This is a genomic window from Dokdonella sp. (assembly GCF_049593775.1).
GTDB lineage: Bacteria > Pseudomonadota > Gammaproteobacteria > Xanthomonadales > Rhodanobacteraceae > Dokdonella.
In genome coordinates this window covers 1-12,480 of the sequence record NZ_JBAWHJ010000313.1, presented here as the reverse complement: position 1 = coordinate 12,480, position 12,480 = coordinate 1, and the positions used below count along the sequence as shown (strand labels likewise).

12 protein-coding genes and 1 pseudogene are annotated in these 12,480 nt (G+C 60.5%); 8 read left to right on the top strand and 5 right to left on the bottom strand.

Translation table 11 applies throughout. The annotated features are described in order from the left end of the window. The first annotated feature begins 64 nt into the window (after nt 1-64). From WBP53_RS10920 to WBP53_RS10885, 8 genes are all read left to right on the top strand, one after another. A complete protein-coding gene (locus tag WBP53_RS10920) occupies nt 65-919 on the top strand; it encodes a DUF3025 domain-containing protein (RefSeq protein ID WP_423928820.1) in 855 nt (284 codons plus the stop codon). 198 nt (nt 920-1,117) lie between these two features. Further along, nucleotides 1,118-2,059, top strand: a complete 942-nt coding sequence (locus tag WBP53_RS10915; RefSeq protein WP_423928818.1) for an ABC transporter ATP-binding protein — start codon at nt 1,118-1,120, stop codon at nt 2,057-2,059. After that, nucleotides 2,056-2,790: an ABC transporter permease subunit gene (locus WBP53_RS10910; RefSeq protein WP_423928816.1), complete on the top strand. Its 735-nt coding sequence runs from the start codon at nt 2,056-2,058 to the stop codon at nt 2,788-2,790. The genes WBP53_RS10915 and WBP53_RS10910 overlap by 4 nt, the downstream gene beginning before the upstream one ends. Nucleotides 2,791-2,802: 12 nt before the next feature. Continuing rightward, nucleotides 2,803-4,668, top strand: coding sequence for a GldG family protein (locus tag WBP53_RS10905; RefSeq protein WP_423928814.1), 1,866 nt, complete (start codon nt 2,803-2,805; stop codon nt 4,666-4,668). 16 nt (nt 4,669-4,684) lie between these two features. After that, complete coding sequence (locus WBP53_RS10900) at nt 4,685-5,893, top strand: DUF4340 domain-containing protein (RefSeq protein WP_423928812.1); 1,209 nt, start codon at nt 4,685-4,687, stop codon at nt 5,891-5,893. A gap of 78 nt (nt 5,894-5,971) precedes the next feature. Next, a complete protein-coding gene (locus WBP53_RS10895) occupies nt 5,972-6,358 on the top strand; it encodes a DUF423 domain-containing protein (RefSeq protein ID WP_423928810.1) in 387 nt (128 codons plus the stop codon). 408 nt (nt 6,359-6,766) lie between these two features. Continuing rightward, nucleotides 6,767-7,072, top strand: coding sequence for a hypothetical protein (locus WBP53_RS10890; protein ID WP_423928808.1), 306 nt, complete (start codon nt 6,767-6,769; stop codon nt 7,070-7,072). Further along, on the top strand, nt 7,069-8,598 hold the full coding sequence (locus WBP53_RS10885) for a LamG-like jellyroll fold domain-containing protein (protein ID WP_423928806.1): 1,530 nt from the start codon (nt 7,069-7,071) through the stop codon (nt 8,596-8,598). Before WBP53_RS10890 ends, WBP53_RS10885 begins: the two co-directional genes overlap by 4 nt. Before the next feature lie 100 nt (nt 8,599-8,698). Here WBP53_RS10885 and WBP53_RS10880 read toward each other — a convergent pair whose 3' ends face one another. The 5 genes and pseudogenes from WBP53_RS10880 to WBP53_RS10860 all read right to left on the bottom strand — a co-directional run. Continuing rightward, entirely contained in the window at nt 8,699-9,772 is a 1,074-nt protein-coding gene (locus tag WBP53_RS10880) for a M35 family metallo-endopeptidase (RefSeq protein WP_423928804.1), read from the bottom strand. A gap of 251 nt (nt 9,773-10,023) precedes the next feature. Continuing rightward, nucleotides 10,024-10,587: a M15 family metallopeptidase gene (locus tag WBP53_RS10875; RefSeq protein WP_423928802.1), complete on the bottom strand. Its 564-nt coding sequence runs from the start codon at nt 10,585-10,587 to the stop codon at nt 10,024-10,026. Between the two features lie 40 nt (nt 10,588-10,627). Further along, nucleotides 10,628-11,965, bottom strand: a complete 1,338-nt coding sequence (locus WBP53_RS10870; protein ID WP_423928800.1) for an alpha/beta fold hydrolase — start codon at nt 11,963-11,965, stop codon at nt 10,628-10,630. Nucleotides 11,966-12,005: 40 nt separating this feature from the next. After that, on the bottom strand, nt 12,006-12,188 hold the full coding sequence (locus tag WBP53_RS10865; protein WP_423928798.1) for a DUF4177 domain-containing protein: 183 nt from the start codon (nt 12,186-12,188) through the stop codon (nt 12,006-12,008). 167 nt (nt 12,189-12,355) lie between these two features. Further along, nucleotides 12,356-12,480 (bottom strand): annotated as a pseudogene (locus WBP53_RS10860) (Arc family DNA binding domain-containing protein); the annotation flags it as partial.

The window sequence follows — 12,480 nt, the reverse complement described above, 5'->3', positions numbered from 1 at the left end:
GTCCTCTCCATCAACTCGCAAACCCGTCAGAATATGCGCTCGTTGAGGCAAGGGCAGGATTTCAGTGCGCAGCATCGCGCCGGCAATCGACAAAGTGGATCGCGGCGTTTTCGCGCGCCAGCCATTGGCGGACTGGGCAGGCGAACTGCGTGGTGAGCTCTGGCCCGAGGCCTGGCCTTCGGTCGAGCAACTTGACGCGTTGCGCCAGCGGGCAATCCAGGATGACGGTATCGATCGGCCACGGCTTGTCGCGCAATCGCCAACACTGCTTGCTGATGACCTCCACTATGAAGAGCGCATCCGGCGTGGCCAGTTGGCAACACGCGAGCGCAACTGGCATGACTTGTTGAATGCGCTCGTCTGGCTGCGCTACCCGCGTATCAAGCGTGCCTTGAATCTGGCGCAATGCGCGGATATCGCCGTAGTTGGCCGGCGCGAACGGACGCGTGCGCAGTGCGCGATGACCCATTTCGACGAGGCCGGAGCGATTGTTCTCTGCAGTGATCCGGAACTCCTGGAGTTGTGGGACCGCCATGACTGGCATGGTCTGTTCTGGCGCGAGCGCGAGGCCTGGGGATCTCGAATTGCAGTATTCGTGTTCGGGCACGCGATACTCGAGCTGGCCTTGCAGCCCGAGCGACTGCTCGTGGCCAAGGCGCTCGCACTGGAGACCGATGTGGGCGAAATCGCATCCGCGATCAACCATCCTGAAAGCATCCGGCCAAGAGTCGACTGCCATGTCGCACGGTTGATCGAAGGCGGATTGGCGCTGAGAGATCCCCAGGATCAGCGTCCGATTCCGCTCTCCGGTATTCCGGGATGGAACCCGGCGTCGACAAGCGAATCATTTTTCACGGATGCTCCGTGCTTCAGGCCATTGCGCGACGGGCGTCGCTATCCGACTGCAGAACCGCTCTGATCCCCGAATTTCGCCGATCTCGGGAACTTTTTGCCCCCTTCTGCGGTACATTGCGCATCGCTCGCAATCCTTGGCGTCGATCTCCCCGGTTTTCTTCCCCGGTGGGTCCTGATGTCCCGGATTATGCGCCAGCGGTCCAGCTGAACGCCCCGCGGTCTGGCGGGGCCCATGACAACGGAATCAAAGGGTGATTCGATCATGATTGAAACCCAAGCTCTGGGAAAACGATATGGCGACCTCGTCGCCGTCGATGGCATCACGTTCAAGGTCGAGCCGGGGCAGGTCCTCGGCTTCCTTGGCCCGAATGGCGCCGGCAAGTCGACTACGATGAAAATGATCGCAGGCTTCCTGGCACCGACTTCGGGCAGCGCCAAGGTCTGCGGGTTCGACGTCGAACAGCAGTCACTGGAAGCGCGCCGCGTGATCGGCTACCTGCCGGAAGGCGCGCCGAGCTATGGCGAAATGAGCGTGCGCCAATTCCTCCTGTTCATCGCCGATGTGCGTGGATTGGGCGGTAGCACACGCAGCAAGCGACTCGACGATGCCATAGGTCGGCTCAATCTCGAAGCGGTACTCGAGCAGCCGATTGAAACGCTTTCGAAGGGCTTCAAGCGGCGCGTCGGCCTGGCCCAGGCCATCCTGCACGATCCCAAGGTGCTGATTCTCGATGAGCCCACCGACGGACTCGATCCGAACCAGAAGCACGAGGTGCGCAACCTGATCAATGCGATGGCACGCGACAAGACCATCATCGTGTCGACGCATGTGCTCGAGGAAGTCCACGCCGTCTGCAGCCGCGCCATCATCATCGCGCGTGGACGGGTCCTCGCCGATGCAACGCCTGCCGAACTGGAGGCGCGCTCGCGCTATCACCAGGCAGTCTCGCTGACGGCTACCGATACCAAGGCGGCGCGAGAGGCTCTGGCCCGGATTCCTGATGTCGCATCGATCGAAGTCGACAAGCAGGATGGTCGGATCACCGCATTCCCGAAGCCGGGTCGCAGCATCTATGCCGCCGTCAACGAGGCCTTGAAAGAAGGCGATATCGTGGTGCGTGAACTGGCTCTCGAAGGCGGCCGGTTAGACGAGGTATTCCGCAGCATTACCCAGGGTGCAGATGCAGGGGAGGCTAGGGCATGAGTGCGATCACAACCGTATTCCGGCGTGAACTCGCCAGCTACTTCGCAACGCCGGTGGCTTATGTCTTCATCGTGATCTTCCTGGTCCTTTCCAGTGCGTTCACGTTCTATCTCGGCGGTTTCTACGAGCGTGGCCAGGCTGACCTGATGCCGTTCTTCAGTTTCCTGCCATGGCTCTATCTGTTCCTGATTCCCGCCGTTTCAATGCGCCTGTGGTCCGAGGAGCGCAAGAGCGGCACGATCGAGTTGCTGCTGACCCTGCCGATCACGATGTGGCAGGCGGTGCTCGGCAAGTTCCTCGCGGCCTGGGCCTTCATCGGGATCGCCCTCGTACTGACGTTCCCGCTCTGGATCACGGTCAACTACCTCGGCGATGCCGACGACGGCGTAATCGTCACCAGCTACATCGGCGCGATGCTCATGGCAGGGTCCTTCCTCGCCATCGGTTCGTGCATATCTGCGGCAACCCGCAACCAGGTCGTGGCTTTCATTCTCACCGTGGTGACTTGCTTCGTGCTCATCATGGCGGGTTTTCCGCTCGTGCTCGAGGTGTTCCGCGGGTGGGCGCCACAAGCGGTTGTCGATGCCATTGCCAGCCTGAGTTTCCTGACCCACTTCGCATCGATCAGCAAAGGCGTCATCGACCTGCGTGATCTTCTCTATTTTCTCCTGATGATCGGATTCTGGCTCTACGCGAGCGCCATCGTGATCGATCTCAAGAAAGCCGACTGAGGAATTCCAGGAATGACATCCCATCGCAAGACTCTTTCCGGCGGCGCACTGTTCGTACTGATCGTGCTTTTTATTGCCGTCATGCTGCTGGTCAACGTGCTGTTCCGCGGCGCACGTGTCGACCTCACCGAAAACAACCTCTACACGCTGTCGCCGGGCACCAATGAAATCCTCTCCACCCTCGACGAGCCGATCAACCTGTACCTGTTCTATTCCGACAAGGGCACGCAAGATCTGCCGCAGATCCGCACCTACGCGATCCGCGTGCGTGAAATGCTCGAGGAAATGGCCGCGCGTTCGAATGGACGACTCACCCTCGAGGTGATCGATCCGCTTCCGTTCTCGGAGGACGAGGACCGCGCGGTCAGCTACGGGCTGACGCCGGTCCCGGTCAACAACGGAACTGGCGAGTCGATCTTCCTCGGACTGGCCGGCACCAACTCGACCGATGGCCAGGCCGCAGTTGCATTCTTCGATCCGGCCAAGGAATCGTTCCTCGAGTACGACGTGGCCAAGCTGGTCCACGACCTGGCTACACCGAAGAAGCCGGTCATTGGCCTGATTTCCGGGCTCGACATGGGGCCCGGATTCGATCAGGCCACGCAGCAGATGCGTGAACCATGGACGATCCAGCAACAGTTGTCACAGTCCTTCGACTTGCGCCAGTTGCAAGGGCAGGGCCTGACATCGATTGATGCTGACATCAGCGTGCTCGTGCTCGTTCATCCGAAGGACCTATCCGAAGATGCACGCTACGCGATTGACCAGTTTGTCCTTCGCGGTGGGCACCTGCTGGTTTTCGTCGACCCCGATGCGGAGCTCGATAGCTCGGGCGTTGATCCACAGAATCCTCAGGCCGCGATGTTTGCCGACCATTCGAGCAACCTGCCTGAACTGTTCAAGGCCTGGGGCATTGAATACGATCCGGCCAACGTCGTGCTCGATCGCACGCGTGCGGTCCAGGTCAGCATCGGCCAGGGCCAGCCGCCGGTGCGTCATCCCGGCATCATCGGCCTGACGGCTGCCGAGTTGAATGGTGAGGACGTGCTTACGGCCAACCTGAATTCGATCAACGTATCGAGTGCCGGTTATATCGATCTGGCCAAGGATGCGACCAGCAAGCTTGTGCCACTCATGCAGAGTTCGGGTGATGCCATGTCGGCCCCGGCCAGCCGCCTGCGCATGTCGCCCGACCCTCGCTCGTTGCTGGTCGATTTCCAGCCAAGCGGCGAGCGCTATGTCATCGCCGGTCGTGTCGAAGGCAAGTTCAAGACGGCGTTCCCGGATCGGACGAACGAAGGCCATCTGTCCGAGTCCGGCGAAGAGGGGCAAGTCATCATCGTAGCGGACACCGACCTGCTCGCTGATCGTCTCTGGGTCAACGTGCAGAACTTCCTTGGGCAGAAGCTGCTGAATGCCTTCGCCAATAATGGTGATCTCGTCCTCAACGGTATCGAAAACCTGACCGGTTCTTCAGCACTGATCTCGGTGCGCGGACGGGCAACTTCGCGGCGACCGTTCACCACGGTCGAGGCACTCAAGCGCAAAGCGGATGATCGCTTCCGCGCCAAGGAGCAGGAACTGCAGGACGAACTGCAGGAAACCGAACGCAAGCTGGTCGAGTTGCAGGGCGCGAAGACGCGTGACCAGGCCATGATCATGTCGCCCGAGCAGCAATCGGAGCTCAACAAGTTCAGTCAGCGAAAATCCGACATCCGCAAGGAGCTCCGTGATGTACGTCGTTCGCTGGATGCAGAGATCGAGTCTCTCGGCAGCCGGCTCAAGTTGCTGAACATTGTCCTGGTGCCGCTACTGGTGACAATCGGCGCCGTTGCATTCGCGATCTGGCGCGTTCGACGTCGCCGGCGCAAGGGATGAGGAACGGAGAAATCGAATGATGAACAAGAAAACCCTGGTATGGCTGGGCGTTGTTTGCGTGGTCGCCATTGCAGCGGCCATTGCCATCGATCACTCGCGCAAGCCTGTCAGCGAACACAGCGCACAGGCCGGGAACCTGGTTGACGACCTGGCAGAGCAGATCAACGATGTCATCGCGGTGAAGATATCCACGCCTGGCCAACAGTCCGCTGTAACGCTTGAGCGCGGCGAAAAGGGCTGGGTTGTTGCCGACAAGGGCGGTTATCCCGCCGACGTCGGCAAGCTGCGCGAATACCTCTTGAGGGTCGCCGACAGCAGTCTGATCGAGCAGAAGACCGCGAGTCGGGAGCGCTATGCGGATCTTGGCGTTGCCGATTTGAGCGAGCCTGATGCGAAGGGAATCCAGGTTGCGATCGAGGGACTGGCCAAGCCGGTCGACTTCATAGCCGGCGTCTTCAACACGAAGGCCGCCGGCACCTACGTGCGGCGCAACGACGAAGCCCAAAGCTGGCTCGCCAAGGGGAACCTGATCGCCGATCGCAACGCAAAGGACTGGTTGCAGAAGGATCTCGCCAACATCAACGCCGACCGCATCGCGTCGGTGACGATTACGCAGGCGGATGGCAAGACACTGCGAGTTTTCAAGAATGCACCTGAGGACACGCAATACAGCATTGCCGATCTGCCGAAGGGCCGGGAGCCCGTTTCCGACTATGCGGCGAGTGGGCTGGCATCCGCGCTTGCTGATCTGCGCATCGACGACGTGGCGCCGGTCAGCGATGTCGCCCCGGCAGAATCTGCAACCCGGGTCCGCTTCACGACTTTCGAGGGCATCAACGTGGATGGCTCGATCTGGACACAAGGCGACATCCGCTACGCAAGCTTCGTGGCATCGCTGGAGAAGGATCTTGCGGAGCAATACCTGCAGGCAGCGCAACAGGATATTGCCAGCGATCCTGCCTCAGATGCGGATGACAATGGTGCTGCCGAGGATGGCAGAGGTCCGGATGAACCGGCTGACGCGGACGAGGACGCTGCAGAAACGGAGACCCGGCAAAGCCTCCCGGATCTGGAGTCCGAAGTCGCACGCCTTAACTCGGCGTTCAATGGCTGGAGCTTCGTCTTGCCGGCGCACAAGATCAGCAGCATGACCAAGACCATGGACGAAATGCTCAAGCCGCTGGAAGAAAAAGCGTCTGCTGACGGCAAGAAGTCCGTGAAGTGATTCATCTTCAGCCATGCGCAGGCACGTTTGAATCGGCGTGCCTGCGCGGCCAGGGATCGGCGAACGCAGGAATCCGGGATGCGTGATTGGCGAGTCATATCGGGAACGGCCGGAAGCGTGCTTGCGGCGTCTGCGGTCGCGCTGGGTGCGTTTGGCGCACACGCGATGCGCGCGCAACTGGATGCCGGGGCCATGGATTTGTGGCACACGGCGGTTGAGTACCTTTTCTGGCACGCGTTCGGTTTGATCCTGCTGGGGTTGGTTCCCGCAGGGCCGGTCAATTGGCGCATCACTGCCACGCTCGCATTCCTGGCAGGCATCGGGTTGTTCTGCGGAAGCCTGTTCGCGATGGCGCTGGGCGCACCCCGAGGGATCGGAGTACTGACACCTCTGGGCGGCGGAGCTTTCCTGCTGGCCTGGGCCAGTCTCGCCGTGCTCTTTGTCAGGTCGCCCAGGTCGGGTTGAGCACAACCGCGAATTGGCAAGTTCGGGCCTCTGTCCCGTACCCATGTGGCTGATTCGACTGAAAATCGTGGGCGCATGGACGAGCAATGCTTGCGCGCGGGATGAGCCAGGCGCACTGCGGCGGAGCCGGCACACCACCGTGTTTGACAGCAACTGTCTGTTTTCGCGCGTTTTTGCCGGCGAAGTCACTTGCGTTTGGTCGGATGGCTGATTGCGCCTTGGCCTGAGGCGTGCATAATGTGACGTGTGTCACGGGGGAGGTGTGAGTGTCCGAAAGTTCGGGATGCACTTTCTGGATGCGTTACCACCTTGGCCAGTCCTTCTCAGGAAGGACGGGCCTGCATCAGAGGGAATCAGGAAATGATGTTCTCGTGCCACGGCAGCAGATCGCGCACACGCAGATGGCGCGTGTTTGCACTTGTCAGCGCACTCAGTGCCGTTCCATTCCTGCTTCCGGCCAGCGCCGATGCGCAGGACCCCGGACCCTCCGCACCCGTACCAACAGGCACAACGTTCACGATCACCGAGGCGGTCATCGCTGGCGGTGGCGTGAGCTATTCCCAAAGCCCGTGCTTCGAACTTGCCGGCACCGCAGCGCAACCTGTTGCCGGTCTCGTCACTGGCGATACGTATGAGGTTTACGCAGGGTTCTGGGACGACAGCGGTTCCACGGATACACTTTTTCGCAACGGTTTTGAGGCATGCCAACCATGAAGTCACTATTGAGCGTCGTATTCACAATCGTCCTGATGGTGGCCGGACCGGTCCTTGCGCAGACAGCGCAGCTACCAGATTTCACCTATCAGGGGCGGCTGCAGCAAAATGGCGTGCCTTCGAATGGGCTGTTTGACCTCAGCTTCGAACTCTATGATGCGGAAGTTGGCGGCTTGCAGGTCGGCGATACCTTGCTCGAACCCCAATTTCCGGTGACGGACGGGCTGTTTACCGTCAGCCTGGCGTTTCCTGGCGCCTTCACCGGTGATCAGCGCTGGCTTCAGATTACGGTCAATGGCGAGCCACTGACGCCACGTCAGGCTGTGTCGACTACGCCGGTCGCCCAGTACGCGCTTGATGGCAATCCCGGCCCGATGGGCCCGGCAGGCCCCGAAGGCCCACAAGGTATTGCTGGTCCGATTGGTCCAATTGGACCCGCTGGCGCGCAGGGTGATGCCGGCGCGGTCGGCGCAACCGGGCCCGCTGGTCCAGAGGGCCCGGCTGGTCCGGCTGGCGCAACAGGTGCCCAAGGAACGGCGGGCGCACAAGGCGAACCTGGAGCCATGGGCCCGATCGGTCCAGAAGGCCCTGTCGGTCCCGCTGGCCCCATCGGCCCGGCAGGTCCGATTGGCCCACAAGGTCCGCAAGGCATGGTTGGCCCGCAAGGTGTTGCTGGTGCCACCGGTGCCGACGGCATGCAGGGCCCCATCGGTGATACAGGCCCGGCCGGCCCGGCGGGCGGTTCATTTCCCGATGCCCCTGCCGACGGCAGCACCTATGCGCGATACAACAATACCTGGGTGGCGATCAATGCAGGATCCGGACAGCCGACCCTCGAGTCCGTGATTCTTGCTGACAACCCGACTCTCTACTACAAGCTTGATGAAGCGATCGGTGCTACCGCGTTCGTCGACTCCGGCGCCGCCGGCATCGATGCCACGTTGAGTGGTGCAGCAATCACCATGAAGCCAGGTTTCAGTCGCCTGTTCCCGACCAGCGACTCTGCTTACCTGCGCCTCAACGAAGGCAATGGAAAGGCCATCGGCGTCGGCAATCCTACCGGCCTGCTCAATCCGACTGGATCAATCACGATTGAAGCAATCTACAGCCCGCAAACCAACGGTGCCGGGTTGCAGCCGATCATCTACATTGGCGATGACTCGCCCGCGGTTCCGTTTCTGGAATTCGGTGTTCTGAACCTGCAGCCGTCGATCAGGGTTGGCGATGGTGCGCGCGTGGATCTTTCGGGGCTGTATGCCGGACGGACCTATCATCTGGCAGCTGTTCTGGATACGAGCGTCGATCAGGTGCGCATCTATGTAAACGGCCGCCTGCTGCAGATTCAGTCACTTTCCGGATTTCCGTACCCGCTCGTTGCGCCCAGCGTTCATGTTGCTTCGTCGCCCGGTGTCGACCGGCCTTTCGTCTACTCGATACTCGGTCATGTCGCTTTCTACTACGGCCAGGCACTGTCGGTAGCGCAAATTGCGGCGCATGCGAAAGCCGCAGGATTGTACGGATACTGATCTGTGTCGCACGGTTTTCGGATCTCGAATTCGAGGGCGTGCGTAGAAGTCTGGAACGAAAAAGCCCCCGCAGTGCGGGGGCTTTTTTTGGTTCCGTTCGCTAGTTTCGCGCGGGCGTGTTCTCGGCAAAATACTCATGGTTGTCAGCATTGGCCACGGCCTTGGTCGGATTGCTGACTGCAAGGTTGTGCGCGGCAGTCTGACCATAGGCATTGTCACCGGTCCCCGCGACCACGCTGAAATGACTGGTCTCGTGTACGAGGGTGCCAGCCCGGGAATCCGTACCCGTGTTCGGCGCAGACCAGAAAGCACCGCACAGGTAAACCTTGTAGGGCTGGGTCGGATACACGTAGGCATAGGTGCCACTGTCCGTGCAGGAGCAGTTGAATGTGTAGGGCTGGGATGACAGTGCGCTGTAAATGTTGTTGAAGTGCGTGCGTACGGTTGCATAGCGCGAGCTGTTGTAGCTGCCGAACCACCAGGTGTAGCGACTTCCCGTCGTTCCGGCAGTCAGGTAGCTCTTGGAGTTGCTGGCATAGGTGATCGATGAATTGCGTGCAGTAGCCAGTTGGCTCTGGCGGGTGTTGCTGCAACTGACAAAACTGTTGGTCGCAGCCAAGGGAATGACAGAGGCGCGGTCGTCTCCGGCATCCATGTCCAGCGCTTCAGGCGTCGAGTCGGCGTAGACGGCAGTGGTGGCCCGGCTCATGTCGAATGATTCCAGGCCGGCGCTGACGCCGCCCCGTTGAGCGACCATGACTTCTCGGATGACTTCACTGGCCATGCGGTCGTAACTCACCTGGTATTGACCGCCCGCGCGCATGTCGTAGTACATGCTCAGTTCGACGCTTGCGTTCAGGCTCTCGCCCGGCTTCAACTCGATGAAATCACCTGCGCGTGGCGCCATTCGCTTGTACAGCGGTCCGGTGTACACGGCCGGCTTGCCATTCTGGCTCACCATGAACAGATCGTTGGTGACACCGTCCAGTGGCGTTTGCCAGCGCAGGACGCTTACTGTTGCTGAACTCTGGTTTACAAGACTGAACTCGATGGTTCCATCTCCACGATCACGGTCGGATGGAGAAAGAACGATCTCCAGGCCTGCAGCAGAGGCGGATTCAACTCCCAACATACCCACGGCAAACAACGCAAGACCCGCAATGAGCTTGTGCATGTCAAACCTCGATGATGTGTTGTCGTCCCTCCCCAGGGACGCACGTCGCGAATGCGACGCCGGCTGATCATATTCCTGACTATATCCCTATACAAGTACCTACATCACGCTTTTCCACGGAGCCTGAATCGTGAATGACAGTGCCGGATGGTAGGGTGAAAATGCTCTGTCTGGCTCCTGATGCGGTCAGTCAGGGCTGCCTTAATCGGCCGTTCGCGCGGACAAGAGTCGCTGATAGTCGCGCTCAGGAATCAATTGCGGTGCCAGCACCAATGCCAGGGTTCATAGGCGATGCCATGAACATTGTCGGGCGGGTAAGACAGAGCGAAACCGTGCTCTTCAGCGTGGCGCTGCAGCCAGGCAAACGCCGGGGATTTTTCGAACTCCTCCTCCAGCGCTTCGAATCCGGGACACGTGATATCGACGACGCGTCCCGAGTGATGCTCGCTGTATCCCGGTGCCGCGCTGACCCGGAGTATCTCTTCCATCGACAGTCCGCGTTCGAGCTTGCGTTCGATGATCACCAGTTGGTACGAGGCTGATCGAAACGCGGAGACGACCTGCAATTCGATCCCTTCGTTCGCGGCAGCATTCTGCATGCGTGTCCATGCCCGCGCAGCGCGAGGTGCCATCCATTGCGTGCGGCCGTGGATGTCTTCGCCGATACTGGAAAGTTTGCGTGGTTCACGGACGACACGAAGCCTGTGGCAGGCGCCGTAGTCAGGCGGAACCCCCAGGGCGCGCGACGCTTCGATAACGCGCAATCGCTGCGTCGTATCGCAGCGGGCAGGTGGCAACGGCAGATCAGCATTCATTCCTGAAGCTTAGTCGATACGGCTTGGCTGGCAAGCATGCTCAAGGATTCGAACGTATCCATGCCGCGATATCGTCCATGAGCTCGGCAGCGACTGTTGCCGGAACAGCGTAGTCATTGGGGCCAGGCGGTTGCGACGCTGGCATGAAGGTGTGCCCCAACTCGGGGTACTCGATCATCTGCACGCGTGGGCTGGACGCGAACGCCGCTTTCCAGCGAACCAGATCGTCTGTCGTGGTGACCTGATAGTCACGTTCGCCCTGAAGAATCAGCATCGGCAAGTCGAGCGACCTTGATACCTCGATCGGATCGTAGTGATTGAGATCCAGCCAGTAGCTGGCCGGAACGCCGAAGAACAGTTCCGACTTGTCCGAGGCAAACCAGTCCAGTTGCCTGATGCGGTTCACCTGCGCTTGCGGCGCAGCAAGCAGCTGCTGAATGTCCGTTTCGCTCTGGCCATCCAACTGCGCCACATAGCGGGTTTGACGCAGCATCGTGTCTTCGAGCTTGGTGGCGGGTGCTGCCAGCAGGATCAAACCAGCCAGCTTCGCATCGCGCTGGCCGATGCGTGGAGCCATCATGGCGCCCAGGCTATGGCCTGCTACGAAGACACGCTCCGGATCGATTCGGGCCTGGGTGCGAAGCAGGGCCACTGCGGCCAATGCGTCATCGACCGTTTCGTCATCAACCGTGAACATGTTTCCCGCGAACAAGCCTGGATTCACTTTCGTGCGCTTCTCATATCGAAGCACCGCAATGCCACGCCCGGCGAGTCCGTGGGCGATATCCCTGAATGGCTTGTTCGGGCCCAGCGTTTCGTCTCGGTCCTGTGGGCCCGATCCGTGGACTAGCACCACGGCTGCGAATGGTCCGTCTCCGCGCGGCATGCTCAGGGTTGCGGGCAGGGCGGCGGGGCCACCATCGATTTCAAGCTCGCGCTCGCTGAAATGATCGCTGCTGGTCGGTGCAGCGGGTGCGTCGGTCGCCGGGACGATATGGAAACCGGCAATACGCTTGTTCTTGTCGAAGACCACGCGCGCATCCAGCGCCACTTCCTTGAACTGCAATCGCTCGGTGACGACGTCATGACCTTCGATCAGCTGGCCGCGTGGTTCGCCACGATACTCGCGGGGACCCAACTGGCTGGGCAGCGCCTGCCAGATGCCCTGCAGCTTGCCACCGCCAAGTGCCTGGACCATCTCGGGTGTAGTCATGGCCAACGCGTCATCAAAAGCCTGTGCGTCGAGCAGGTCGATGAACTGCGTGGCGAGGCGAGCCAATCCGGGGTCCAGCGCTGCAGTCCGGGTTGCCGGCGTGGATGATGAGCTGGCAGGTGCTGTCGATACCCGCATCATGTGGGAAGCAGCAAACCCGATCACCAGGAGCAATCCTATGCCCGCGGTCAGCCACCGACGCATTTCAGCGTGGCTTCTTCAGGAAAAGGAAGATCGGGCGCATCGGGCCGACATTCAGCGTGCTGACCAGTTCCCAGCCCTTGAGGCCTTCGCGGGTGAGGACTTCATTGATGGCTTCGGCCTCGAAACTGCCCATGAAGGATGGCTTGATCTCGATCGTCTGGTAATTCCAACTGTGTTCTGACATGGAGGACCTCATGAAAGCCGGTGCGGCAAGAAAATTGAAGGCAAGATTGCGCCAACATTGTCATTGGCGTCCAGCAGATGCGGCGGAGATGGATACCTGGCTGAGGGAGCGCGCGAAGTGCCGGCCTGACCGCGCCACCTGTCTGTCCCTGCCTGGTGTTCCGGGGGTCATGCCTCATCGTCGCGAACAGGCTCGGGTTTCCCGGCAGGCGTGATGCGTCCGGCCTTGCGCAAGGCCTCGCGCATCACGTATTCGATCTGCGCATTGAGCGAGCGCAAGTCATCATCTGCCC